Origin of the sequence: Spirillospora sp. NBC_01491 (assembly GCF_036227065.1) — a bacterium.
GTDB classification, from domain to species: domain Bacteria; phylum Actinomycetota; class Actinomycetes; order Streptosporangiales; family Streptosporangiaceae; genus Spirillospora; species Spirillospora xylanilytica.
Window position 1 is genome coordinate 642,066 of record NZ_CP109432.1, and the last position, 25,149, is coordinate 667,214.

Below are 25,149 nucleotides of genomic sequence, written 5' to 3' on the forward strand. Positions count from 1 at the left end.
CCCCGGCCTGCCGCCTCCTGTGATGCGCCCACGGTCTCCTTCTCTCGGCGCGTGGCCGTCGGTGTGCCTCCGCTTGTTCAATCTCCACCGACGATCATAGTACGCTCGTTCTGAAAACGACCGTTTAGGATTCGATAGCTCTGAGGAGTGTCGTGAGCACCCGACCACGTACGGAGAGCCCCTCGCGCCCCCTGCCCACGACACGGGAGGAGCAGTCAGGCGGCGCCCGGCTGGCGCAGGTGGACGCGCTGCGCGGCTTCGCGCTGCTCGGCATCCTGATGGTCAACATCACCTACATGGCCTCCGCCTATCACGGCACCGGCCTGGAGGACCCGGGTCTGGGCGGCCCGCTGAGCGAGGCCGTCCGCTGGCTGGTGGCGGTGCTCTTCGAGGCGAAGTTCTTCCTGCTGTTCTCCTTCCTGTTCGGCTACAGCTTCACGCTGCAGATCGACTCGGCCGAGCGACGCGGCACCCGGTTCACACCACGCTTCCTGCGGCGCCTGACCGGGCTGTTCGTGATCGGCGTCATCCACGCCGTCGTCCTGTTCCCCGGCGACATCCTCACGCTGTACGCCGCCCTCGGCCTCATCCTGCTCGCGCTGCGCCGCATCCAGCCCCGTACCGCGATACGGATCGCCGTGGCGCTGCTGGCGGTGACCGCCGTCGGATACGCGCTCCTCGCGCTCGCCGTCGCCCATGCGGGCGGGGGCGGTACGATCGCTGCCTCCACGGCATCCGCCGCGGCCGAGGCGACCGAGGCCCTGCGTGGCGGGCCGGCATCGGTCGTCGGCGCTCACCTCCAGGTACTGCCGGACGTGGCCGTTCTGCTGGCCTTCTTCCAGGCGCCGTCTGCGCTCGCCGCCTTCCTGCTGGGACTGGCGGCCGGACGCCGGCGAGCCCTCGCGGACACCGACCGGCACCAGCGACTCCTGCGGCGGCTCCAGTGGATCGGCTTCACGGTTGGACTGCTGGGCGGCATCGTGTACGCGGACGCGAGCCTGAACCACCCCGAGTCCGCGTACCAGCTCTTCGCCTTGGGCCTCGACGTGATCACCGCTCCCCTGGTGGCCGCCGCCTACGCGGCGACCGTGTTCCGCTTGGTCCGCGGCCGCTTCAGCCGGGCCGTGGTCACCGCGCTCGCGCCAGCGGGCCGCATGTCGCTGACCAACTATCTCGGTCAGTCCCTGGTCTGTGCCCTGCTGTTCACCGGCTTCGGGGCCGCCCTCGTCGGCCGTGTCCCGCCCATCGGCATCGCTGCGATCGCCCTGACCTTGTTCGCGGCGCAGACAGTGGCCAGCCGATGGTGGCTGCGACACCACGCCTACGGCCCGCTGGAGTGGCTGCTGCGCGCCTGGACCACGCTGTCGACACCACCGTGGCGCCCGCACAGCGGGACACGGTCGCCCCAGCCATAGTTTTATTTCGTGCGTTTACTCTCTTGTCCGCTTCAAGAGGAAAGGCGCATTGGTTTGTCCGGCACGGAAATGAAGACCGTCATTCGACAGAAAATGTCGAACCGAATTCTGGTGGCGGCCGGATTTCCGGTCCTGGGGGCGCGCCTACCGGCAAGCACGAGCAGTTCGGTGGCGGCCAGTGCGCAGTTGATGCCCCAGATCCGGGCGGCCGTCAGATCGTGCACCGCCCCGCGCAGCGGCCCGACAGCCGGGCGAGAGCACGCTGGCCGATCTCGCTCGACGGCACCTTCGCGGCGACCAGGCAAGGGACGGCGTGAGGACCGGCTCCCCCTCCTCCCACGCCAGCCTCCCGATCACCTCCGACTGGCGGACAGCGACCGCCCACACCTCCTCCGAGGCCATCAGCACACCCCGCTCAGGGACTTCCGCCGACCCACCGTCCATGCCACACCATCACCCTTGAGCACGGGAGTACTGACAAGATCGACCGTAATGCAGAGGAGTACTGACAGCGGAAGAATCAGAAGTTCTCTGCAGGGAACGTCCGACATCGACACAGGGCGATCTTCAGAAAACGAAGGGTTTCTTGAAGGTCGGGGCACGGTCAGACGGCGGCAGTGAGGCCGATCTCTCAGCGTAACGCGTTCGGGAATTCTTCTGCCGCCAAGATCGTTTAATTGGCATGCCACAGCACCAGAATGCCGCTTCCGTACGCCCCATCACCGACGCCGACATCCCCACCGCGGTGGACACCCTCACCCAGGCCTTCGCCGACTACCCCTACACGCAGCACGTGATCGCCGCAGATGACCACGAGGACCGGATTCGGCGCTTCCAGAAGCTGTGCCTGACTCGCATCGGGATGGTGTACGGCCGCGTCTGGGTCGCCGACGCGAGCCGCGCTGTCGCTGTCTGGGCCACTCCCGACCAGGACCCCTCGCCCGCCTTCGCCGAAATCGGCCCACTGGTCGGCGACCTCACCGGTAATCGGGCGGCCGCCTACGAGGCCGCAGAGCAGGCCGTCGCCCCGTATCGGCCGCAGGAGCCGGCGTGGTTCCTCAACACCGTGGCAGTCGCACCCGAAGCCCAGGGGCGGGGCCTTGGCAGCGCGGTGCTGGTCCCCGGCATCGAGGCGGCTGCGCGCGACGGACACCCGGCATTCCTGGAGACCTCCAGCGAGCGGAACGTGGTCTTCTACGAGCGCCTCGGCTTCAAGGTCACAGCCGACGTCCAACTCCCCGACAACGGCCCCCGCACATGGTGCATGCGCAGGGATCCTCGCTAAGAAACTGTGTCAGAACCGCTGATGGGCGACTCGGTGAAGCTGGTCGCGGTGATGACGGGCTGCCAGTTCGCGCTCGGTGACATCGCATTGGAGTTCGAGCCGATGCGCTCCCACAGCGGGCACCAGCCGGTCGACGACGAGGACACGCTGAGCGTGGAGGACGTCGCTGCGGATGCTCGCCGAGCAGATCGGGCTGTCCTTCCGCACCGTCCGCACTTCCTGTCAATCAGCAGGACAGCGAGGACATGATCGTTGGCGAGCGACAAACGGCCCCCTGCTTCGCGGTGCGCCACTCCCCTGGGCCGTGAGGCGGTGTCAGTGTGCGGTGGGGCCGCCGCGCCAGGTTGGGAGCGGGGTGCGGCCGATGGCGGTGTCGAAGGCGGCGGCGGCCAGGAGGCGGGTGGAGTCCAGGGTGGGCAGCGGTGAGACTTCCGGGGTGATCAGGAGCGGGATCTCGGTGCAGACCAGGGCGACGGCGTCGCAGCCGCGGGCGGCGAGCCGTGCGATGACGGCGAGGTAGGCGTCGCGGGCGGGTTCGGTGAAGACGCCGTTCACCAGCTCGGCGAAGATGATCTCGTTGACGGTGCGGCGGTCGTCCGCGTCGGGGATCTCGGCCTGGATGCCGTGGGCGGCGAGGGCCCGGGGGTAGACGGGGCCGTCCATGGTGTAACGGGTGCCGAGGACGGCGACGCGTTCGCGCCCGTCGCGGGATGCCTGGGCGGCGACGGCGTCGGCGATGTGGAGGCCGGGCAGGGCGAGGTCCTCCCCCGGTTGCTCCAGGGCCATGTGGGCGGTGTTGTCGGGGCAGGCGAAGAAGTCGGCGCCGGCGTGGGCGAGGCGTTGGACGCTCGTCGCGAGGGTGGCGCGGATGGATTGGTGGTCTCCGCTGTCCCAGGCGTCCATGCTGCGGGCCATGGAGATGCAGTCCAGGGTGACGTCGGGGTGTTCGTGCGGGCCGAGTTCGGTGAATCCTCGCTGGCAGAAGGCGCGGAAGCACAGGGCGGCGCCTTCGGTGCTGTGCGCGAGTATGCCGAGGTGCTTCATGGGGTCTCCCCTGGACGCTGGACGGATCGTTCGTTCTGGCGAACTTTTGTTCATTAGAATGAACAGCCTTGTGTTCGTCAAGTCGAACGCACCGGAGTCTGGAGCGAACCCGTGGGAGATGGACCGCCGGAGCCGCCGCTCGATCTCATCGCGCTGATCGCGGCGTCGATCCGCCGGGAGCGTGGTCGGGCCGGGCTGTCGCTGACCGAGCTGGCGCGGCGGGCGGGGTTGGCGAAGTCCACGCTGTCCCACCTGGAGTCGGGGGCGGGCAATCCGAGCGTGGAGACGTTGTGGGCGCTCGGGACGGCGCTCGGTGTGCCGTTCAGCCGGCTGGTCGATCCGCCGCGTCCGGGGGTGCGGGTGATCCGGGCGGGGCAGGGGCCGGTGGCGCGTTCGGAGCGGTCCGACTATGGGGCGGTGCTGTTGGCCGCCTGTCCCCCGGGCGCGCGGCGGGACGTGTACCGGGTGACGGCGGAGCCTGGTGGTTCGCGGCTCTCCGAGCCGCACTCCCCGGGGACGGTCGAGCATGTGGTGCTGAGCAGTGGGCGTGCGCTGGTCGGTCCCTCCGGGGAGCCGGTGGAGTTGGGGCCCGGTGACTACGTCGCCTACCCGGGTGATGTGCCGCATGTGTTCCGGGCTGTCGAGCCGGGCACGTCCGCGGTCGTCGTCATGGAGAACGGCTGAGGTGGGGCGGGTCTCTACATCCTGAGGTGTAGGGGGCCGGGCGCCGGTACGCCAAAGGCGCAGGGCGACTGCACGCTCGCGCCTGATTCGCCGGTGGTGGGGATCGGCCCAGGATCGGTGCGTATCGATCGACCGATCCCCCTTGGAGGGTGAACGTGGACCCGCTCATGCTGGCGCGGGTGCAGTTCGGCCTGACGGCCGGAACGCACTTCCTGTTCGTGGCGCTGACGCTGGGCCTGGCGACGCTGGTGGCGCTGGTGCAGACCCGGGCGGCGGTGACGGGTGGCGCGGTCCACGAGCGGATGACGCGTTTCTGGGGCCAGCTCTATGTGATCAATTATGCGGTGGGCATCGTCACCGGGTTGGTGATGGAGTTCCAGTTCGGGTTGAACTGGGGCGGGATGACGAAGGTGACCGGCGGGGTGTTCGGTGCGCCGCTGGCGATGGAGACGATCGTCGCGTTCTTCGTCGAGTCGACGTTCCTGGGGTTGTGGATCTTCGGGTGGGACCGGTTGAACCGGTGGGTGCATCTGGCGTTGATCTGGGTGGTGACGCTGACGGCGTATCTGTCGGCGTACTTCGTGCTGGTCGCGAACGGGTGGTTGCAGCGGCCGGTGGGATACGAGATGCGGGACGGGGTGGCGCGGCTGACCGATCTCGGGGCGCTGCTGACGAATCCGCCGGCGGTGCTGGCGTTCTTCCATGTGCTGTTCGGGGGGTTGCTGACCGCGGGGCTGTTCATGGCGGGGGTGAGCGGTTACCACCTGCTGCGGCGGACGGCGGAGGTGGAGTTCTTCCGGCGGTCGATGCGGATCGGGTTGCTGACGTTGATCCTGTCGGTGTTCCCGGCGGTGGCGTTCGGGGGGATGCAGTTCCAGTACACGCAGCCGACCAAGAGCGGTAGCGCGTCGAGGATGGCGTCGATGGTGGCGGACTTCACGGCGCGGTTCGGGCCGGACGAGTACCGGGCGCCGGCGCTGGCGGCGGTGGGCGAGGCGCTGATGATGACGGCGTGGACGCTGATGCTGGTGCTGGCGTTGGTGGCGTTGGTGAAGTTCCCGTTCGGGCGGTGGCTGGAGCGGGGGCGGGTCTTTCATGTGGTGGTGATGCTGGCGGTGCCGCTCCCCTATGTCGCGATGCTGTCGGGGTGGGTCTTCCGTGAGGTGGGGCGGCAGCCGTGGATGGTGTTCGGGGTGCTGAAGACCCGGGACGCGCTGTCGGAGGTGGGGGCGGGGAGGATCACGGCGTCGTTCGTGGCGTTCGCGGTGCTGTTCGGGGTCCTGTTCGTGGTGAACGCGTGGTTGCTGGTCCGGTTCGCGCGGCGGGGGCCGGAGGGGGCGCGGCTGGGGGGTGCTCCCCCGGTGGAGGCGTCGTCGGCGTTGACGCCGACGTTCTGATCTGCGTTTCTCTGGCCTGCTCGTCTCTGACCTGCGTGTTTCTGATGGGAGTTGATGATGGAGCCGCTCGCGGTGTTGATGATGGCCGTGTTCACGGTGGGGTATCTGGTGCTGGCGGGGGCGGATCTCGGGGTGGGGATGGTGCTGCCGTGGTTGGGGCGGGATCAGCGTGAGCGGCGGTTGGTGATCGCGTCGTTCGCGCCGTTCTTCCTGGGGAACGAGGTGTGGCTGGTGTCGGCCGCGGGGATCGCGGCGGGGGCGTTCCCGGGGTTGGAGCATCGGTTGCTGGAGGGGTTGTATCCGCTGTTCGTGGTGTTGCTGGTCGGCTGGGTGGTGCGTGACATGGGGTTGTGGTTGCGCGGGCGGGTGGACGGGGTGCGGTGGCGGGGTGGTTGTGATGGCGCGGTGGTGGCGGGGAGCTGGTTGGTGGCGCTGGCGTGGGCGTCGGTGTTCGGGTCGGTGCTGTTCGGTGGTGTGGGGTTGAACGCGGGCAGTGTCGTGGGGTTGCCGTTGGCGGGGTTGTTCGTGTTGCACGGTGCGGCGTTCGCGGGGTTGCGGCTGACGGGTGCGCCGGCGGGGCGGGCGGGGCGGTTCCCGGGGCAGTATCCGGCGACGGCGGCGGTGCTGGTGGCGGTGCCGGTGGTGGCGGGGTTGCGGTTGCCGTGGTCGGAGATGGCGGCGCCGGGGATGGGGTTGTCGGTGACCGCGGTGGTGGCGGTGGTGATGCTGCCGTTGCTGGTGGGGGCGCAGGCGTTGGTGTGGTGGACGTTCCGGGGGCGGGTCCGGGCCCCGTCGTATCTGTAGGGGTGTGTTGTGAAGGCTGTCGAGCGGCGGTTGTTGCGGGGCTTTCCTCGCGGGGTGCTGGTGGTGCTGGCGTTGTCTGCGGTCGCGCAGGGGGTGCTGCTGGTCGTCCAGGCGGATCTGCTGGCGCGGATGATCGCGCGGGTGGAGGTGGGTCCGTGGCCGTATCTGGTGGCGGCGGTGGCGGGGCGCGGGGTTCTGGTGTGGGCGGGTGCGCGGGTGGCGGGGCGGGTCGCGGCGGGGGTGAAGGGTGAGCTGCGGGGTGCTCTTGTGGGGCGTTCGGGGGTGGGGTCCGGGGTGGTGCCGGCCGTGGAGGGCGGTGCGGGTGCGCGGGTGACGTTGTTGACCCGGGGGTTGGACGCGCTGGATCCGTTCTTCACCGGGTATGTGCCGCAGTTGCTGGCGGCGTGCGTGGTTCCGGTGGTGGTGCTGGCGCGGTTGGCGGTGGCGGATTGGGCGTCGGCGCTGGTGGTGGCGGTGACGGTGCCGCTGGTGCCGGTGTTCGGGGCGCTGGTGGGGTTGCGGACGGCGGCGTTGACGGGGCGGCAGTGGGGGCTGCTGCATCGTCTGGGCGGGCATTTCCGGGATGTGCTGGCGGGGTTGGCGACGTTGCGGGCGTTCGGGCGTGCGGGGCATCAGTCGGGTGTGGTGCGGGCGTTGGCCGATGAGCATCGGCGCGCGACGGTGGGGGCGCTGCGTGTGGCGTTCTTGTCGTCGCTGGTGTTGGAGCTGGTGTGTGCGTTGTCGGTGGCGCTGGTGGCGGTTCCGGTGGGGTTGCGGTTGCTGGGTGGGGAGATGTCGCTGGTCACGGGGCTGCTGGTGTTGATTTTGGCGCCGGAGGTGTATGCGCCGTTGCGGGCGTTGGGGGCGCGGTTCCATGCGAGTGCGGAGGGGGTCGCGGCGGCGGAGGCGGCGTTCGCGGCGGTGGACGCGCCGGTGGTGCCGGTCGGGGGCGGGGTGCCGGTGGGCGGGGGTGCTCCGGAGATCGTGCTGGAGGAGGTGACGGTGCGGTTCCCGGGTGCGGGGCGTCCGGCGCTGGACCGGGTGTCGTTGCGGATCGGGGCGGGTGAGCGGGTTGCGGTGACGGGGCCGTCGGGGGCGGGGAAGTCGACGTTGCTGCTGGTGTTGCTGGGTTTGGTGGTGCCGGAGTCGGGGCGGGTTCTGGTCGATGGGGTCGATCTGGCGGGGTTGGATCCGGTGGCGTGGCGGGCCCGGCTGGGGTGGGTGCCGCAGCGGCCGCATCTGTTCGCGGCGTCGGTGGCCGACAACATCGCTCTGGGTGTGCCGGGTGCGGATGGGGCGCGGGTGGTGGAGGCGGCGCGGGCTGCGGGGGCCGATGGGTTCGTCCGGGGGCTGCCGGGTGGTTATGGCGCGGTGCTGGGTGAGCGTGGGGCGGGTTTGTCGGCTGGGCAGCGGCAGCGGCTGGCGGTCGCACGGGTGTATGTGACGGACGCGCCGTTGATGTTGCTGGATGAGCCGACCGCGCGGCTGGATCTGCGGAGTGAGCAGTTGTTGGTGGAGGCGGCAGGGCGGTTGCTGTCGGGCCGTACGGCGTTGGTGGTGGCGCATCGTCCGGCGTTGCTGGCGGTGGCCGATCGGGTGGTCCGTCTGGATGAGGGCCGGGTGGTCGGTGACGGACGCCGGGTTCGGCCGGTCGCGGCCCCTCTGGCCCGTCCTGTATCGCCGGAGTCCTCCGCTCCCCCGGTCTCCCCGGTTCTGTCGGTGGCTGCGGGGGTGGTGTCCGGTGTCGTGCACGAGGGGGCTCGGCGCGGCGGCGGGGGCGGGATGTGGGGTGCGGTCCGGCCGCATGCGGTGCGGCTGGTGCTGGCGGCGTTGGCGGGGACGGCGGCGGAGCTGTGCGGGCTTGGGTTGATCGCCGCCGCGGCGTGGCTGATCGCGCGGGCGGCGCAGCGGCCGGAGCTGGCGGTGTTGTCGCTGGCGATCGTGGCGGTGCGGGGGTTCGCGTTGGCAAAGGGGGTGCTGCGCTATCTGGAGCGGCTGGCCGGGCATGACGTGGCCTTGCGTGCGTTGGCGGAGTTGCGTGGACGGGTGTTCGATGCGTTGGCGGCGGGGGGTTCGGGTCGTGCGGGTGGGGGGCGTTCTGGTGCGGGGCGTCCGGCGGGGCGGGGCGCGGTGGTGCGGGAGGGGGACGCGCTGACGCGCATGGTGTCCGATGTCGACGCGGTGCAGGACCTGTTGTTGCGGTGCCTGCTTCCGGCGGTCGCGGCGGTGGCGTGCGGTGGTGCGGGGGTCGCGTTGTGCGCGGTGGTGGCGCCGGGGGCGGCGGTCGCCCTGGTGTGCGGGGCCGCCGTCGCGGGTGTGGTGCTGCCGGTGGTGGCGGCGGTGGCGTGCGGGCGTGCCGCGGCGCGGACGGCGGTGGAGCGTCAGGTGTTGGCGGTCCGGGCGCTGGACGTGCTGGAGGGGGCCGAGGATCTGGCGGTGTTCGGTGCGGCCGGGCGGTTCGCGGCGGTGGCCGAGGAGTCGGTGGGGCGGCTCGCGCGGGCGGAGCGGGCGGCGTCCCGGGGCGCGGCGGGGGTGGCGGCGGCGGGGGTGGCGTTGCAGGGTGTCACCGTGGCGGCGGTGGGGTGGGCGGGTGTGCGGGGCGGTGTCGACGAGGTGGGGCTGGCGGTGCTGGTGTTGACGGCGCTGGTCACGGTCGAGGCGGTGCTCGCGCTGGCGGGGGCGGCGCAGCGGTTGCGGGAGGTGTGGCCGGCGGCGCGGCGGGTCACGGATCTGCTGGCCGCTCCCCCGCCGGTGCGGCCCGTGCGGCCTCGGGTGGTTCCGTCCGGTCCGCTGGGGGTGGAGTCGCTGGGGGTGTGCGTGGCGTTCGGCGGGGAGGGGGCCGTGGGGGGCGGGGTGGCGTTGGACCGGGTGGATCTGGGGGTGGAGCGCGGGCGGCGGGTCGCGGTCGTGGGGGCCAGTGGCGCGGGCAAGAGCACGTTGCTGGCGGTGCTGGCCGGTGCGGTGGTGCCCGGGGCGGGTTCGGTGCTGCTGGCCGGTCATGATCTGGCCGAACATGATCCTGGGGATGTGCGGGCGGCGGTGCGGGGGCTGACGCAGGACGCTCATGTGTTCGCGGGGACGGTTCGCGCGAATCTGCTGCTGGCCCGTCCGGACGCGAGCGAGGGGCAGGTGCGGGCGGCGGCGCGGCGGGCGCGGTTGCTGGAGGTGGTCGAGGCGTTGCCGGCGGGATGGGACACGGTGGTGGGGGCCGGGGGGCGTGGTCTGTCGGGCGGGCAGCGGCAGCGGCTGCTGCTGGCGCGGGCGTTGCTGGCCGATCCGCCGGTTCTGGTGCTGGACGAGCCGACCGAGGCCCTGGATCCGGGGATGGCCGATGAGATCACCGGTGAGCTGCTCGGTGCGCCCGGTGGTGGCACGTTGCTGCTGGTGACCCATCGGCTGGCGGCGCTGGGTGCGGCCGATGAGGTGGTGGTGATGGATCGGGGCCGGGTGGTGCAGCGGGGTCGTCATGATGATCTGCTGGCGCTGCCGGGTCCGTACCGGGATCTGTGGGACGTCGAGGTGCTGGCCTCCCCGACCGCCGGGTGAAGCCCGAGGCCGGAGGGCGGGGTGCGGGGCGGGGGTGCGGCGCACCACCACCCACAAAAGCCACATTTCGGATATTAGTCTCACTATCGAACATGTCGTTCAGCCGGCATTGATCACCTCTTGTTCCTGTGCCACCCTGATCCCTGCCCGCTTCAGGCGGCGCCCCCTCCATACCCCGCCCGGTCGGCGCCGCTCGTTCGGCGCCCGTTCAGCGCGGCGCCGCCGGCGTCGCCCCGGCGCGGAGAACCTGGCCCGGGGCGCGTCCCGCCGGGCACCCGACAGTCAAGGCTGGGAAGGACGCTGTGCTGATGCACCGTGCTGAAGACGGCACGAACACCGCCCGGACGAAGCGCGAGGGCGGACCGGTCCCCCGAACCGCCGCACAGGCCGCCGCACGGGCCGGGGGCGGCAGGTGAGGTGGCGGGGCAGAGACCGGCGGCGACCGCCGCGCCCCCCGGCACCCGGATGGGGCACCCCCGACCAGCACCCCTCCCCGCCTCCGCACGTGCCTGCGCCCACCTTGGCGTCCGCGCCCGCGCCCGCATTCGCGCCCGCGCCCGCGCCGGCGCCGACGCCCGCACCGGCGCGCGAGTCCCTGCCCTTCGCCGCGTCCGAGCCCTCTGCTCCCCCGCCCGGAGCCGGGGCCGCACCCGCGGCCTTCCCCGCGTCCGCCGTGGGCGCGACGATGCCCGAAGGCACGCGCCCCGAAGGCACGCGCCCTGGAGCGGGCGGCACCGGGAGCGAGGACCCGTGGCCCGAGCTGTTCGAGCGGTTCAGCCGTGAGCTCCTCGTCCTCGCCGAGCAGGTGCGCCCCGCCATGGACCACCTGGAACGCGAGGAGGAGGACCCCGACCGGCTCCAGGCGCTCTACGAGATCGACCACGGCATCACCCGGATGCGGCGCCGCGCGCAGGTCCTGCGGGTGCTGACCGGCCGGGACGACGAGGAGGCCTCCGGGCACGTCACCTCGCTGCTGGACATCGTGCGGATGGCCGAGTCCTCCATCGAGCAGTACACCTCGGTCGCGATCGTCAAGGTGGTCGAGCTCTCGGTGCTCGGCTACGCGGCCGAGGACCTGGCGTCCCTGGTCGCCGCGCTGCTGGACAACGCCACCCGCTACTCGCCCGCCAAGGCCACCGTCAGCGCGCACCTGCTCGACAGCGGCGCGGTCATGCTGCGGATCGAGGACACCGGCATCGGCATGGCCCCTGGACGGATCGAGGATCTCAACCGGACGCTCGCCGGGCCCGTCCCGGCGATGACCCCCGAGACCTCCCGGCACACCGGGTTCCCCGCAGTGCACCGGCTGGCCCGCAGGCACGGCGTCGGCGTCCGCCTCGACAGCAGGCCGGCACGCCCCGGCGCCGCCGGCGGGACCATCGCGATGGTGACCGTCCCGGCCGCTCTCCTGTGCGAGGCCGAGACGCCCGCCCCCGCCCGCGCCGCCGGCCCCGCCGCCACCCGTCCGGTTTCCGGCAGGCCGGAGCCGCGGAGCGCCGCCGCGCCCGGCGGCGCGATGCCGCACCTGACCATGGCGCACCGCGCGGGACCCGCCCGGCCCGAGGCCCCCGAACCGGCCGCCGCCGCGACTCCCGCCGCCAACGGGCTGCCCCGCAGGCAGCGCACGAGCCTGCGCCCGGTCAAGGAGCAGGACGCCCCCGCCGCCGCCCCCGTCTCCCTGGCCGCCGCGCCCTCGGAGGGCCGCGGCGACCCCGCGTCCCCCGCGTCCCCGGCGGGTTCCCCGGCCGCACCGGACCGGTCGTTCGCCGCCGACCTGGACGCCTTCACCACCGGCGCCCGGCGGCTTCCCGACCCGCACGCCGCTGACAACGACCCGGAAGGACGGCCGTGACCCAACCCCCTGGCAGTGCCCCCGGCGGCCCCGCCGGACCTGGCAGGCCGCAGGAGTTCGGCTGGCTGCTCAGCCAGTTCGCCTCCTCCACCCCCGGCGTGAAGTTCGCGCTGATCGTGTCGTCCGACGGGCTCGCGCTGGTCGAGTCCGGCACCCTGCCGGCCGACTTCGTCGACCCGATGGCCGCGCTGACCAGCGGCATGATCAGCCTCAGCAACAACATCGCGCGGCACGTCGGCGAGAGCGGCTGCGACCAGATCATGCTGAAGTTCGCCGCCGGGCACCTGCTGTTCATGAGCATCGGCACCCTGGCCGGCCTGGTCGTACTGGTCGGCGAGGGCGCCAATCTCGGTGCCGTCGCCCACCAGATGACCCAGTTCGTCGGCGGCGCCGGGCACGTGCTGACCCCGCAGATGCGCGACGACCTGCGCCAGATGACCGTGCGGGCGACGTCGTGACCGCCCGGACGGCGCCGTGACCGAGCCGGGAGGACGACCATGACGGCCAATCCCTGGGTGCGGCCCTACGTGCTGACCGGCGGCCGGACCCGCGGCCGGCGGCACCTGCTGGTGCACACCCTGGTGTCGGGGCGCGGCTACGACGCCGCGTTCGCCGCCCGCCTGCTGCCCGAGGCCAGGGCCCTGTACGACCGGGTCCACACCCACGGCGAGTCGGTCGCCGAACTGTCCGCCCACTGCGGGGTGTCGCTCGGGGTCACCCGCGTCCTGCTCGCCGACCTGGCCGCCGGCGACCGGGTCCTGATCGCCGCGGAGCACACCTCGCCGTACGATCCGCGCGTCCTGGAGAGAGTGATCGATGGTCTACGCGAGCTCGCCTGACCTGCCGCCGACCCGCCGCACCTCGGTCAAGCTCGTGGTCGCGGGCGGGTTCGGCGTCGGGAAGACCACCCTGGTGGAGGCCATCTCGGAGATTCCCGCGGTCAACACCGAGGCGTGGATGACGCAGGCCGCCAAGACGGTGGACCCTCTCGCCCCGGACGGCGGCGGGGGCGGGGACGGCAAGACCACCACCACGGTCGCGATGGACTTCGGCCGCGTCACCCTGGCCTCCGACCTGGTCCTCTACCTGTTCGGGACGCCCGGCCAGGATCGCTTCTGGCCCATGTGGGACGACCTGTGCCGCGGCGCCAGCGGCGCGCTGGTGCTGGTCGACACCCGCAGACTGGACGTGTCGTTCGCGGCGGTCAACTACTTCGAGAACGACTCCGACGTGCCCTTCACCGTCGCGGTGAACCTGTTCGAGGGGCGGCAGACCCATCCGCTGCCCGACATCAGGGACGCGCTCCAGCTCGACCCCGCCGTCCCGCTCACCACCTGCGACGCCCGCGACCGCGGCTCGGTCGTGGCGGCCCTCACCGGAACCCTGGGCCACACCCTGGACCGCACCGCCGGGTCCGGGGCACCCCGGATCCGGGGCGGGCCGGCCGCCGAGCCCGTCCACCCGATGACTCCGTCCACCCGATGAACCCGGGCGTCCCCCGGGCAAGGAGGAAGCAGTGCGAAGGATCCTGATCGTCGGCGCCGGGCAGGCCGGGCTCCAGCTCGCCCTGAGCCTCCAGTCCGCCGGCTACGACGTGACGGTCATGTCGGCGCGGACCCCCGAGGAGATCCGCGCCGGCCGGATCATGTCCACCCAGTGCATGTTCTGGCCGCAGCTCCAGCTGGAACGCGACCATGGCCTGAACCTGTGGGAGCACGAGGCCCCCGACATCGTCGCGCAGCGCGTCACCGTCGCCGCGCCGCCCGGCACCGCCGCGTTCCAGACGCTGGGCCGGTGGGACCAGTACGCGCAGTCGATCGACCAGCGCGTCAAGATGGCCGGCTGGCTGGAGCTGTTCGAGGAGCGCGGCGGCAACGCCGTCTACCACAGTGTAATGACCTCCGATCTGGAGGGCCTGTCCGCGCTGTACGACCTGACGATCATCGCGGCGGGCAAGGGCGAGCTGGTGGAGCTGTTCGACCGGGACGTGAGCCGGTCCCCCTACGACCGGCCGCAGCGGCACCTGTCGTGCATCTACCTGCACGGCATGACGCCCTGGCCGGGCCACCCGGAGCCGCATGTGCGGATCACCGCGACCCCCGGTGTCGGCGAGCTGTTCTTCATGCCCGGCTACACCCTCACCGGTCCCTGCGACATCCTGCTCTGGGAGGCGGTGCCCGGCGGCCCCTTCGACTGCTGGTCGGACCGGCCGGACCCCGCCGGTCATCTTGACCGGACCCTGGACCTGCTGCGCCAGTACGTGCCCTGGGAGCACGAGCGCGTCGTCGGCGCCGAGCCGACCGACGCCCGCTCCACGCTGTACGGGGGCTACGCGCCCGTCGTCCGCCATCCGGTCGGCCGGCTGTCGGCGTCCGCGTCGGTCCTCGGCATGGCCGATGTGGTGGTGGCCAATGATCCGGTGACCGGGCAGGGTTCCAACAACGCGGCGCGCTGCGCCGAGGTGTACCTTCGCGAGATCCTCGGCCACGGTGACCGGCCCTTCGACGACGCCTGGATGCAGCGGACCTTCGACGCCTACTGGGACTACGCCCGGCACCCCACCGCCTACACCAACATGATGCTCGGCCCGCTGCCCGACCATGTCCAGAAGGTCCTGGCCACCGCGGCGCAGAACGAGACGGTCGCGCACCGGTTCGCCCACGGGTACGCCAACCCGGCCGATTTCGAGAACTGGCTCATGGACCCCGAGCGGGCCGAGGCCTATCTCGCCTCGGTCACCACCGGCTGAACCACCGGCTGAACCACCGCCCGCATCCCCCGGCCGGCGCCGGACCCCCGCGCCGGCCGGTCAGCGGGACGGGGACGCGGGCCGCCAGTGGGAGGGACGGGCCAGCGCCGCCGGGAGCGTGGTGGCGGCGTCGCCCCGGGCCGCGTTGAGCTGCGCCTGGGTGAGGAAGATGCTGCCGGTCAGGTCGGCGCCGCCAAGGTCGGCGTCGCGCAGGTCGGCGCCGATGAGGTCGGCCGTCCTCAGGTCGGCGCCCCGCAGGTCCGCCGCGATGAGGCAGGCCCCGCGCAGGTTGGCGCCCCGCAGGTCGGCGTGCCTGAGGTCGGCGCCGAGAAGGTCGGCGCCCCGCCTGTTCCTCCTCCGGCCCGCGCCCCGGTCCCGGGCTCCCGCCCGTGCCAGCTCGCTGGCCCGCAGCAGCAGGACGTTGACCTCGTCCCGGTGCGCGGCCACGTCCAGGGCGGTGAGCTCTTGGGCGGTGCCGAGCGTGAGGCGCTCGGTCCGCTCCCGCGCCGCGCGCAGCCCCTCGTGGACGGGACGGGCCGCCGGCAGCGCCAGCGCCTCGGTCAGGTACCAGAGCAGCTCGTGGAGCTGCCGCATGACGGGGAACACCCCGAACATCGAGGGCGCCGAGTCCGGGGCGCGGCGCCAGTCGCGTCCCCCGAAGGTGATCTGGGAGACCTTCTGCCCGGCGCCGAAGCAGTCGAAGACCGTGCAGCCCGCGAAGCCCTCCCGCCGCAGCCGGGAGTGGATGCCGCAGCCGAAGTCGTCGCGCAGGTTGCGGCACGGCTCGCCCGCGTCCTTCCCGACCGCGAAGTCGGCCGAGGCCGCGAACGGCAGCGCGACGCAGCACAGCCCGAAGCAGCTTCCGCAGTCGGCCTCGAGGCCGGAACGGTCCCCGGCGCTGGCCGGGCCTGGGTGGGGCACGTGCACGGCCGCCTTTCGCTGGCCTGACCTGGACGGGCCCATTCTCCCAGTCCGCGGCGGGTGCGGGCTACGCCCCGCCGTGGTCCTCCGGCTCGGCGGCGAGCTGCGCGGCGGTCATCAGGCCCCGGGTCTGGAGCAGCAGCAGGATCGACAGGAGGCGGCCGGACTTCACGCGCCCGCCATGGCGGCCGGTGCCTCGCCAGGCCCGCCCGCGCCCTTCGGTTCGCCCGGTTCGTTCGCGCCGTTCGGGCCGGTGAGGTAGTGGTGCAGGTGGCAGGAGCCCTCGAGCATCGCTCTCGCGCGCTCGGCCAGCCCGGCCCGGCGCTGGGCGATGGCCTCGCGCAGCGCGTCGCTGCCGCCCGTGCGGCGCAGGCCCTCCAGGACGGGACGGATCTCCTCCAGCGGGTAGCGGCCCTGGCGGAGCATGCTGACCATCCGGGCGTCCCGCACGTCGGACGCGCCGTAGCGGCGGTACCCGGTGCCCGGATCGCGCCTGGGGACCAGCAGGCCGGTGGACTCCCACACCCGCAGGGCGGACGTGCGGACGCCGAGATGCGCGGCGACCTCCCCGATGCGCAGCCCCGAACGCGGCAGGACCAAGGCGTCGGGGGGACGCTCCGCCACCGCCTCGAGCGCCTCGCCCGCCGCCTCCAGCGACAGCCGCTGCTCGTGCAGCGCCGCGTGCCCGGCGTCCACCAGGGCCAGCGCCCCGGGAAGGTCCCCGGCGTGGACGGCCCGCATGATCGCCTGGGCGTCGCGCGGGCCGTACCCGCGCACGAGCGTGCGGTGGGCGGCCAGGGCCCGGCGGTGTCGCTCCTGGAACCTGCGGTGGCCTGAGGGAATCCGCTCCGCCGGGGGCAGGATCCCCGCGTCCTCGTAGTTGCGGATCTGCTGGGTGGACACGCCCGCCCAGCGGGCCAGGTCGATGGGGCGAAGCCCCGCCGCCGCGCCGTCCACGGTTCACCGTCCTCCGCGTCTGGCTTCACGGTCGAGTTTAAGATTATCGCGCATATCCCCAGCACCGGCTGCCGATAGTCCGCACAAAGTCTCAAAGTGCTACTTCAATGAAATACTTGAAGGTATGGCCGTCGCCGACAGCGCCGGCCGGCCGGACGTGCGTGCTCGGCGCCGACCCGGGCCACGGCGACGAGGCCTGGCGCGCGCGACCTGACCGCCCGCCGGGACGGGGACGCGGCCGCACAGCGCTCGACCCGACACCCCCGTACCGCCCCATCAGACGACCGTCCCACCGGACAGAGGAGTTCCGTGCTTTCCAGCCACCAGGCCGACACCGACACCGACACCGACGGGCCCGTGTCCCGCGCCGCCCGCGGAGGACCGGGCCACGCCCCCGCCGACGACCACGACCTCATCCAGGTCCGCGGCGCCCGGGAGAACAACCTGACCGGGGTCTCCCTCGACCTCCCCAAAAGACGCCTCACCGTCTTCACCGGCGTCTCCGGCTCGGGCAAGTCCTCCCTGGTCTTCGACACCATCGCGGCCGAGTCGCAGCGGCTGATCAACGAGACCTACACCGCGTTCGTGCAGAACTTCATGCCGAGCCTGGCCCGGCCCGACGTCGACTCGCTGCGCAACCTCAGCGCGGCGATCATCGTCGGCCAGGAGCGGATGGGCGCCAACGCCCGCTCCACCGTCGGTACCGCCACCGACGCCCACACCATGCTGCGCATCATGTTCAGCCGGATCGGCACCCCCCGCGTCGGCCCGCCCGGGGCCTTCAGCTTCAACCGCGCCGAGGGCATGTGCCCCGAATGCGAGGGCCTCGGCCGGATCTCCGACATCGACGCCCGGCAGCTCGTCGACACCGGCCGGTCGCTGAACGAGGGCGCCATCACCGCCCCCGGCTACGCGGTGGACTCCTGGCACTGGCAGCTGGTCGCGCACTCCGGCCTCCTGGACCCCGACCGCAAGTTGGAGGACTACACCCCGGCCGAGTGGGAGGACCTCCTGCACCGGCCCGCCACCAAGATCAAGATCGGGTCGAGCAACCTCACCTACGAGGGGCTGATCCCCAAGATCCGCCGGCTCTACCTGGCCAAGGACCGCGACACGATGCAGCCCCAGGCCCGCGCGTTCGCCGACCGCGCGATCACGCTCGCCACCTGCCCCGCCTGCGCCGGGTCCCGGCTGAACCCCGCCGCCCGCTCGGCCACCATCGAGGGCCGCGGCATCGCGGACTGCTCGGCCATGCAGATCAACGACCTGGCCCGGTTCGTCCGCGGCATCGACGACGCCTCGGTCGGGCCGATGCTGGAAACCCTCGGCGAGACGCTGGACTCCCTGGTCGGCGTCGGCCTCGGCTACCTCAGCCTCGACCGCGAGTCCTCCACGCTGTCGGGCGGCGAGGCCCAGCGCGTCCGGATGGTCCGGCACCTGGGCTCCAGCCTCACCGACGTCACCTACGTCTTCGACGAGCCCACCGCGGGCCTGCACCCCCACGACGTCCAGCGGATGAACGACCTGCTGCTGCGGCTGCGCGACAAGGGCAACACCGTCCTGGTCGTCGAGCACAAGCCCGAGACGATCGAGATCGCCGACCACGTCGTCGACCTCGGCCCCGGCGCCGGCGCCGCCGGCGGCCGGATCTGCTTCGCCGGCGACCTGGACGGCCTGCGCGCCTCCGGCACCCTCACCGGCCGCTACCTCGGCCACCGCATCGCCCCCCGCGCGAAGGTCCGCGTCCCCACCGGACAGCTGCCGATCAGGGGCGCCTCCCTGCACAACCTGCGGGACGTGAGCGTCGACATCCCCCTCGGCGTCCTCACCGTCGTCACCGGCGTCGCCGGATCGGGCAAGAGCTCCCTGATCCACGGCGCGCTGCCCCGGCGGGACGGCGTGGTCGTCGCCGACCAGTCGGCGATCCGCGGCTCCCGCCGCAGCAACCCGGCCACCTACACCAAGCTCCTGGACCCGATCCGGACCGCGTTCGCCAAGGCCAACGGCGTCAGGCCCGCCCTGTTCAGCGCCAACTCCGAGGGCGCCTGCCCCGCCTGCAAGGGCATCGGCCTGATCTACACCGACCTCGCCATGATGGCCGAGGTCGCCTCCCCCTGCGAGGAGTGCGAGGGCAGGCGGTTCACCCCCCAGGTGCTGTCCTACCGGCTGCGCGGCCGCAATATCGGCGAGGTCCTGGCCATGCCGGTCACCGAGGCCCGCGCGTTCTTCACCACCGGTCAGGCCCGGGTGATCCTGGACCGCCTCGCCGCCGTGGGCCTGGGCTACCTCGTCCTCGGCCAGCCGCTCAGCACCCTGTCGGGCGGCGAGCGGCAACGCCTCAAGCTCGCCATCCACATGGCGCGGAACGGCACCACCTACGTCCTGGACGAGCCGACCACCGGCCTGCACCTCGCCGACGTCGACCAGCTCCTGGCCCTGCTGGACCGCCTCGTCGACGACGGCAACACCGTCATCGTCGTCGAGCACCACCAGGCCGTGATGGCGCACGCCGACTGGATCATCGACCTCGGCCCCGGAGCCGGCCACGACGGCGGCCGGATCGTCTTCACCGGAACCCCCGCCGACCTGATCGACACCGGCACGTCCCTCACCGCCCGCCACCTGCGCGACTACACCGGCCACCCGCAAGACCACCCGCAGGACCGCCGGTGATCCCACCCCCCATCCGGCGCCGCCGGGATGATTGATCTACTTGCACCGACTCAACGACATGAATAAGGAGGATGGCGTGCATCCGTTCCGCAAGGCCGTGGAGGACGGCGCCCCCGAGACCTTCGAGGGACTGCTCGCCGAGAACGTCGCGTTCACCAGCCCGGTGGCCTTCAAGCCCTATCCGGGCAGGGCGCTCACCGCCGCGATCCTGCGCGCCGCCTTCCGGGTGTTCGAGGACTTCCGCTACGTCCGCGAGATCGCGAGCCCGGACGGCCGCGACCACGCGCTGGTCTTCCAGGCCCGGGTCGGCGGCCGGGAGGTCACCGGCTGTGACTTCCTGCACACCGGCGACGACGGGCTGATCGACGACTTCATGGTCATGGTCCGGCCGCTGTCGGGCGCCAACGCCCTGGCCGAGGCCATGGGCGCGCAGTTCGAGCGGATCGAACGCGAGGCCTCCGGAGGCTGAGGCCGAAGGAGCCGAGGCCGAACCCGCCGCATCCGCCGCGCCCGGCACCGCCCGCGCCGGCCCCGGAACCCGGCGCGGGCGGCGGACGTCACAGGCCGAGCCGCCGGGCCGCCAGCGCGGTCCCCTCGATCCGCGCCCTGATCTTGGCGAACGCGACCTCGCGGGAGGTGGAGGTGTCGTCGGCGAACGGGGAGAAACCGCAGTCGTCGCCGGTCCCCAGCCGGTCGGCCGGCAGGTGCCGGGCCGCCGCCAGCACCCGGTCGCTCACCTGCTCGGGCGTCTCGACCCGCGGGTCGATCGGGTCGATGACGCCGACGAAGATCAGCGCGTCCTCGGGCAGCCGGTCGGCGATGGCGGCCAGCACCTTGTCGGGCTCGGCCTCGCTCGCGAGCTGGACGTAGAAGCGGCCCGCCTTGAGCTGGAACAGCTTGGGCAGCAGCCCGACGTAGTCGACGTCCAGGCTGTGCGTGGAGTCCAGGTCGCCGCCCGGGCAGGTGTGCACCCCGATCCGGGCCCGCTCGGACTCGGAGAACCGCTCCAGCACCCGGTTGTTGAGCGCGATGAACTCGTCCAGGACGCCGCCGCTCGGGTCGAGCTTCAGCGACAGCCGCCCCTCGGTGAAGTCGAGCTGCACGACGTGCGCGCCGGCGTCCAGCAGCCCCCGGATGTCGGCCTCCGCCTCATCGGCCAGGTCGTCGAGGAACGCCTCGCGCGGATAGCCGTCGATGCCCGCCGCCGGGTACAGCAGGCTCAGCGCGGACGGCGCGATCACGGCCTGCTTGACCGGGACGGCCGCGTGCCGCTGCGCGGCCTTCAGATACCCCTCGGCCCGGACCTGGTACCGGAACGGCGCGGCGGTGAGCTGCGGCAGCTCCCGCTGGTGGCCGTCGGCGAACGGGATGGCGACGCCGCCGGGGGCCAGCCCCGCCAGACCCGCGATCGGATAGGAGACGAAGCTCGGCTTGGACTGCTCCCCGTCGGTGACGACCGGCGAGCCGATCTCCTCCAGGCGGCCGATGGTGTCGCGGACGGCCTCGTCCTGTGCGGCGGCGAGCGCCGCGTCGCCGATCCCGCCCGCCTCGTGCGCGGCCATCGCGGCCAGCAGCGAGGCGGGACGGGGGATGCTGCCGATCTGCTCTGTGGGCATGGTCATACCCACAGACAGTAGATAACGCATCGCGACTCATCAATCGCTGTAGGTGAATCCCGGAGTCTTTCCGCCGAGCGGACCGGAACCGGTCAGGACGGCGGCGGACACCGGCCGCCGGCGTCCCCGAGGGGCCGCCACCCGGCACACTGCGCCTTCGCGACTCCGTCCCCGCCCGAGATCCCCGGCCTTCATCATCGCGGCCGTATTCGGATACCCCGTGCCCATCGGCGCGCCGACCGGATTCACGCGCCGCGGGCCGAACATTTTCCTGCCGCGGCGCGGACGGTGCGGAGCCGCGCGGGAAATCGGCCGGTGAAAGCACAGGATCAGGCCAAAGCACAACCAGACTTCGGTCACCAAGGGGTGCGGGACGGGCCACTGTCAATATCCACCGGAGGATCACCTACTATTGTTCGAACTGAGGAACAAACGAGGGGAAGGCAGCTCATGGCGCAGAAGGTTCAAGTCCTCCTGGTCGACGACCTGGACGGGGGCGAAGCCGTCGAAACCGTGTCGTTTTCGCTCGACGGACGGGCCTACGAGATCGACCTCAATAAGAAGAACGCGGCCAAACTACGCAAGGCCATCGCGCCGTTCCTGGAGAACGCCCGCAAAGCCCGCCCCACCGGCCGGAAGTCGGCCGCCCGCGCCGCCGGCAGCCGGGAGCGCAGCAGCGAAATCCGCGAGTGGGCCAGATCGGCCGGCGTCAAGGTCAACGAGCGCGGCCGCATCCCCGCCAATGTCATCGAGAAGTACGAGGCGGCCCACTGAGCGGACGGATCGACGCGAGCCGCCCGCGCCACGGGCCGCCGCACCGCCGCACCACAACCCGCCGCGCCACGCCCGCCGCACCGGCCTCTCACGCAGGGCCGCCAGGCCGGCGACCGGGCCGGAGCGGCGGCCCCAGAATGGCGCCGGCGTTCTCGGGAACCGGCGCGCGGCCGAAGGCGACCGCGCCCGGCCCGGCGCCGTCAACGTGAATCGGGCCCACCGGAGCGCGCCCGCCGCGGCGGACGGATAGACGCACGGCCATGTACACCAGGAAGACCGATCCGGCCACCAGATAGCAGTTGGCCACCAGCGTCAGCAATCCATGAAATCCGTACTGGCGCGGGCCGCCGCCCTGAGGCGTCCACCACAGCGGGGCCAGGAGAAAGAGCAGATACCCGCACAGCGCGATGGCCCGGCCGCCATTTCGGACGAGCAGAATCAGCACGGGCACGATCCATACCCAGTGATGCGCCCAGGAGATCGGCGAGACCAGCAGACCGGTCACGCCCGCCACGGCCGCCGCACTCAGCCAGTCGCCCCTTTTGGCCCACCCTGCCGCCACCGCCAGCCCGAAGAACCCGATGGCGAGCGGCACCGGCTCGAACCAGCCGCCCACGTGCGCCACCCCGCCGGAGATCCGGGCGGCCGCGCCGTAAGGCGACTGGTTGCTGATGTAAGGGACGCCGACCCGCGAGGTGTCGTAAAAGGTGTGCAGCCAATAGAGCCGCGAGGCGTCCGGCGCGATGAGGAACGCGGCCGAGCCGCACAACACGAAGGTCACCCCGGCGGTCAACGCGGCCCTGGTGCGCCCGGCGATCAACAGCAGCATCACGAAAATGGCCGGCGTCAGCTTGATCGCCGCCGCGATCCCGATCCCGATTCCGGCGGGACGGCCGAGCGAGACGCGCCGGACGTCGACGAGCACCAGGGCCAGCAGGAACAGATTGACCTGCCCCAGGAACAGCGAATGCCACACCGGCTCCAGCAGCAGCCCCCCGGCCACGGCGGCGGCCACCGCGAGCCGTGAGGGGCGCCGGCCGGCCAGCTCCAGCGCGGCCGAGCAGGCCCAGGCGAACGCCCCGACCGACGCCAGCTGCCACACCACCCGGGCGACGCCGAGCGGCACCGCGGACACGGGCGCGAACAGCGCGGCCATGAAAGGCGTATTGGTGAACCAATGCGCCGCGAGCTGCTCGCTGTAGACGCGCGTGCCCTCCGTGATGGCGCCGCCGCCCAGCCAGTAGATGCGGAAGTCGAGCGAATCGTAGACGGCGGCGAACACCACGACCCCCACGACCTCGACGAGCAGAGCCCCGCGAACGGCGGTCCTGATCCAACACTTCACGGCACCGCTCCACACCCCGGGGATCCGACAGGACCGCCCACGGTGCCGGGGGACGCGCCCGGACGGCATCGGACCACCGGCCACATCCGGGGCCGCGCCGGGTAGCCCGCGGGCGTACGCCTCCGGGCTCATGCCCAGGTCAGGGACCGACCGTTACGATCGGGACATGTCCCCCACGACGCCTCCTCCGGCGCGGTCCCCGGAGTCGCCCGCCCGGGCCCGCGCGGGCGCGCGAACGGTCCTGGCCTGGTGCGGGGCCATCGCCTACCCCGCCGTCCTGTACCTCACGATGCAGGAGGCCAAGAACGGCGTCGGAATTCTGGAGACGGTCCCGGCGGCGGCCCTCACGGTCGTGGTCGCGACCCTGCTGCCGCGCCGTCCGCTGCCGGTCCTCGCGCTGCTGCTCACCGGCTGGACCGTCGCCCTGACGGCGATGCCCAACCCGGAGGTCGGCTACCTGGAGATGCTGGTCACCGACCTGGCCGTCGGCCTCATCGCGGCCGTCCACCCGCGCCGGTCCTCGATCATCGCCGCCGTGCTGACACTCGCCGCCCAGCTCGGCGCCGCCACCCTGTTCACCGGGGCCTGGCCGTGGGAGGCCGGCAGGCCCGCCGCGGTGCTCGTCCTGGTGGCGATCGCCGCGGCCTGGACGGCGGGCAACTCGATCCGGGAGCGCCGCAAGCACGCCGAGGAGCTGGCCTCGCGGGCCGCGTCGCAGGCCGTCACCGCCGAGCGGCTCCGGATCGCCCGCGAGCTCCACGACATGGTCGCGCACAGCATCGGCATCATCGCGATCCAGGCCGGGGTCGGCAGCCGCGTCATCGACACCCAGCCCGCCGAGGCGCGCGCCGCGCTGAGCGCCATCGAGGCCACCAGCCGGGACACGCTGTCGGGCCTGCGCCGGATGCTCGGCGCGCTGCGCCGCGCCGAGCCCGGCTCCGCGGCGCCGCTCGACCCGGCGCCGGGCCTGGCCGACCTCGACCGGCTGGCCGCGGCGACGATGGACGCCGGCGTCCGCGTGGACCTGCGATGGCACGGGGAGCGGCGCCCGCTGCCGCCCGACATCGACCTGTCGGCCTTCCGTGTCGTCCAGGAGGCGGTCACCAACGTGGTGCGCCATGCCGGCACCCGCCACTGCCAGGTGTCGATCGGCTTCCAGGACCAGGAGCTGTCGGTCGAGGTCGTCGACGACGGGCGCGGCCACACCGGCCACGGCGGCGGCCCGGGCACCGGGTACGGCCTGGTCGGGATGCGCGAACGGATCGGCCTGCTGAACGGCCGCCTCGCCGCCGGGCCGCGCCCCGAGGGCGGCTTCCGGGTGGAGGCGCGGCTCCCGGTGCCGGCGGAGGCCCGGTGACGGTCCGCGTCGTCCTGACCGACGACCAGCCCCTGATCCGCGCCGGTCTGCGGGTGCTCATCGCCGACACCTCCGACCTGGACATCGTCGGGGAGGCCGGCACCGGCGCCCAGGCGGTCCGGCTGGCCCGGGAGGTTCGGCCCGACGTCGTGGTCATGGACATCCGGATGCCCGGCATGGACGGCATCGAGGCCACCCGGATGATCATGGCGGATCCCGGCACGGTGCGCGTCCTGGTGCTCACCACCTTCGACGACGACGACTACGTGTACGCCGCGCTCCGGGCGGGCGCGAGCGGGTTCCTGGTCAAGGACATGGCGCTGGAGGACATCCTGTCGGCGATCCGCGTGGTCGCCGCCGGGGACGCACTGATCGCGCCGAGCGTCACCCGCCGCCTGATCGGCGAGTTCGCCGCGCGCCCCGAGCCGTCCCCGCCGAGCCGGTCGGTGGAGGGCGTCACCGAACGGGAGCGCGAGGTGCTGACCCTGGTCGGAGGCGGCATGTCCAACGCGGAGATCGCCGCCCACCTGTTCATCAGCATGGCCACCGCCAAGGCCCACGTGAGCCGCCTGCTCACCAAGCTCGACGCCCGCGACCGCGTCCACCTCGTCATCATCGCCTACGAGGCCGGTCTGGTCGCCCCGCCCCGATGACCGCGCGATAACCGATGGGCCGCCGCCGCGCGGCACGCTGGAGCGGCTCGACCAGAGCCCCGGCGACCTCTGCGGCT

23 protein-coding genes are annotated in these 25,149 nt (G+C 72.5%); 17 read left to right on the forward strand and 6 right to left on the reverse strand.

Annotation, left to right across the window (positions count from 1 at the left end; genetic code table 11):
• Positions 1-152 precede the first annotated feature (152 nt).
• The 3 genes from OHA34_RS03170 to OHA34_RS03180 all read left to right on the forward strand — a co-directional run bounded on the left by OHA34_RS03170 (position 153) and on the right by OHA34_RS03180 (position 2,949).
• A complete protein-coding gene (locus OHA34_RS03170; protein ID WP_329520639.1) occupies positions 153-1,415 on the forward strand; it encodes a DUF418 domain-containing protein in 1,263 nt (420 codons plus the stop codon).
• Between the two features lie 682 nt (positions 1,416-2,097).
• Complete coding sequence (locus OHA34_RS03175) at positions 2,098-2,700, forward strand: GNAT family N-acetyltransferase (protein ID WP_329520640.1); 603 nt, start codon at positions 2,098-2,100, stop codon at positions 2,698-2,700.
• A 21-nt stretch (positions 2,701-2,721) separates the two neighbouring features.
• Positions 2,722-2,949 (forward strand): hypothetical protein, encoded by a 228-nt coding sequence (locus tag OHA34_RS03180; RefSeq protein ID WP_329520641.1) that lies wholly within the window; start codon positions 2,722-2,724, stop codon positions 2,947-2,949.
• 66 nt (positions 2,950-3,015) lie between these two features.
• Here the strand turns inward: OHA34_RS03180 and OHA34_RS03185 are convergent, their stop codons facing one another.
• Positions 3,016-3,744: an aspartate/glutamate racemase family protein gene (locus OHA34_RS03185; protein ID WP_329520642.1), complete on the reverse strand. Its 729-nt coding sequence runs from the start codon at positions 3,742-3,744 to the stop codon at positions 3,016-3,018.
• Positions 3,745-3,855: 111 nt separating this feature from the next.
• Between OHA34_RS03185 and OHA34_RS03190 the strand changes: the two genes are divergently transcribed.
• The 9 genes from OHA34_RS03190 to OHA34_RS03230 all read left to right on the forward strand — a co-directional run bounded on the left by OHA34_RS03190 (position 3,856) and on the right by OHA34_RS03230 (position 14,776).
• The gene (locus OHA34_RS03190; protein WP_329520643.1) at positions 3,856-4,428 is read left to right on the forward strand and encodes a helix-turn-helix domain-containing protein; all 573 of its coding nucleotides are present in this window, start codon (positions 3,856-3,858) and stop codon (positions 4,426-4,428) included.
• A 155-nt stretch (positions 4,429-4,583) separates the two neighbouring features.
• A complete protein-coding gene (locus OHA34_RS03195) occupies positions 4,584-5,825 on the forward strand; it encodes a cytochrome ubiquinol oxidase subunit I (RefSeq protein ID WP_285943454.1) in 1,242 nt (413 codons plus the stop codon).
• Between the two features lie 54 nt (positions 5,826-5,879).
• On the forward strand, positions 5,880-6,629 hold the full coding sequence (locus tag OHA34_RS03200; RefSeq protein ID WP_285943453.1) for a cytochrome d ubiquinol oxidase subunit II: 750 nt from the start codon (positions 5,880-5,882) through the stop codon (positions 6,627-6,629).
• A gap of 9 nt (positions 6,630-6,638) precedes the next feature.
• Positions 6,639-10,175, forward strand: a complete 3,537-nt coding sequence (cydD, locus tag OHA34_RS03205; RefSeq protein ID WP_329520644.1) for a thiol reductant ABC exporter subunit CydD — start codon at positions 6,639-6,641, stop codon at positions 10,173-10,175.
• 685 nt (positions 10,176-10,860) lie between these two features.
• Entirely contained in the window at positions 10,861-12,027 is a 1,167-nt protein-coding gene (locus tag OHA34_RS03210; protein WP_329520645.1) for a sensor histidine kinase, read from the forward strand.
• Complete coding sequence (locus OHA34_RS03215) at positions 12,024-12,485, forward strand: roadblock/LC7 domain-containing protein (protein ID WP_329520646.1); 462 nt, start codon at positions 12,024-12,026, stop codon at positions 12,483-12,485. Before OHA34_RS03210 ends, OHA34_RS03215 begins: the two co-directional genes overlap by 4 nt.
• Positions 12,486-12,524: 39 nt before the next feature.
• Positions 12,525-12,866 (forward strand): DUF742 domain-containing protein, encoded by a 342-nt coding sequence (locus OHA34_RS03220; protein ID WP_285943449.1) that lies wholly within the window; start codon positions 12,525-12,527, stop codon positions 12,864-12,866.
• Complete coding sequence (locus OHA34_RS03225) at positions 12,844-13,512, forward strand: GTP-binding protein (RefSeq protein ID WP_285943448.1); 669 nt, start codon at positions 12,844-12,846, stop codon at positions 13,510-13,512. Before OHA34_RS03220 ends, OHA34_RS03225 begins: the two co-directional genes overlap by 23 nt.
• Positions 13,513-13,543: 31 nt before the next feature.
• A complete protein-coding gene (locus OHA34_RS03230) occupies positions 13,544-14,776 on the forward strand; it encodes a styrene monooxygenase/indole monooxygenase family protein (protein WP_285943447.1) in 1,233 nt (410 codons plus the stop codon).
• A gap of 60 nt (positions 14,777-14,836) precedes the next feature.
• Here OHA34_RS03230 and OHA34_RS03235 read toward each other — a convergent pair whose 3' ends face one another.
• A complete protein-coding gene (locus OHA34_RS03235) occupies positions 14,837-15,697 on the reverse strand; it encodes a pentapeptide repeat-containing protein (RefSeq protein WP_285943446.1) in 861 nt (286 codons plus the stop codon).
• Positions 15,698-15,865: 168 nt separating this feature from the next.
• Positions 15,866-16,654: a MerR family transcriptional regulator gene (locus OHA34_RS03240; protein WP_285943445.1), complete on the reverse strand. Its 789-nt coding sequence runs from the start codon at positions 16,652-16,654 to the stop codon at positions 15,866-15,868.
• 357 nt (positions 16,655-17,011) lie between these two features.
• Here OHA34_RS03240 and OHA34_RS03245 point away from each other — a divergent pair, with 357 nt between their 5' ends.
• Together OHA34_RS03245 and OHA34_RS03250 are read left to right on the forward strand one after the other, a co-directional pair.
• Positions 17,012-19,327 (forward strand): excinuclease ABC subunit UvrA, encoded by a 2,316-nt coding sequence (locus OHA34_RS03245; RefSeq protein ID WP_285943837.1) that lies wholly within the window; start codon positions 17,012-17,014, stop codon positions 19,325-19,327.
• A 76-nt stretch (positions 19,328-19,403) separates the two neighbouring features.
• Positions 19,404-19,796: a nuclear transport factor 2 family protein gene (locus OHA34_RS03250; protein ID WP_285943836.1), complete on the forward strand. Its 393-nt coding sequence runs from the start codon at positions 19,404-19,406 to the stop codon at positions 19,794-19,796.
• A gap of 88 nt (positions 19,797-19,884) precedes the next feature.
• On the opposite strand, the gene OHA34_RS03255 is transcribed toward OHA34_RS03250, so the two are convergent.
• Both OHA34_RS03255 and OHA34_RS03260 read right to left on the reverse strand, forming a co-directional pair.
• A complete protein-coding gene (locus tag OHA34_RS03255; protein WP_329520647.1) occupies positions 19,885-20,949 on the reverse strand; it encodes a cobalamin-independent methionine synthase II family protein in 1,065 nt (354 codons plus the stop codon).
• Between the two features lie 33 nt (positions 20,950-20,982).
• Entirely contained in the window at positions 20,983-21,303 is a 321-nt protein-coding gene (locus tag OHA34_RS03260) for a hypothetical protein (RefSeq protein ID WP_329520648.1), read from the reverse strand.
• Positions 21,304-21,393: 90 nt separating this feature from the next.
• Here OHA34_RS03260 and OHA34_RS03265 point away from each other — a divergent pair, with 90 nt between their 5' ends.
• The gene (locus OHA34_RS03265; protein WP_285943443.1) at positions 21,394-21,717 is read left to right on the forward strand and encodes a histone-like nucleoid-structuring protein Lsr2; all 324 of its coding nucleotides are present in this window, start codon (positions 21,394-21,396) and stop codon (positions 21,715-21,717) included.
• A gap of 88 nt (positions 21,718-21,805) precedes the next feature.
• On the opposite strand, the gene OHA34_RS03270 is transcribed toward OHA34_RS03265, so the two are convergent.
• Entirely contained in the window at positions 21,806-23,002 is a 1,197-nt protein-coding gene (locus OHA34_RS03270; RefSeq protein WP_329520649.1) for a glycosyltransferase 87 family protein, read from the reverse strand.
• Positions 23,003-23,228: 226 nt separating this feature from the next.
• Between OHA34_RS03270 and OHA34_RS03275 the strand changes: the two genes are divergently transcribed.
• Positions 23,229-24,419 carry a sensor histidine kinase gene (locus tag OHA34_RS03275; RefSeq protein ID WP_329520650.1) on the forward strand — a complete coding sequence of 397 codons (1,191 nt, stop codon included), beginning with the start codon at positions 23,229-23,231 and terminating at the stop codon, positions 24,417-24,419.
• Positions 24,416-25,072: a response regulator gene (locus OHA34_RS03280; protein ID WP_285943440.1), complete on the forward strand. Its 657-nt coding sequence runs from the start codon at positions 24,416-24,418 to the stop codon at positions 25,070-25,072. The genes OHA34_RS03275 and OHA34_RS03280 overlap by 4 nt, the downstream gene beginning before the upstream one ends.
• Positions 25,073-25,149: the final 77 nt, after the last annotated feature.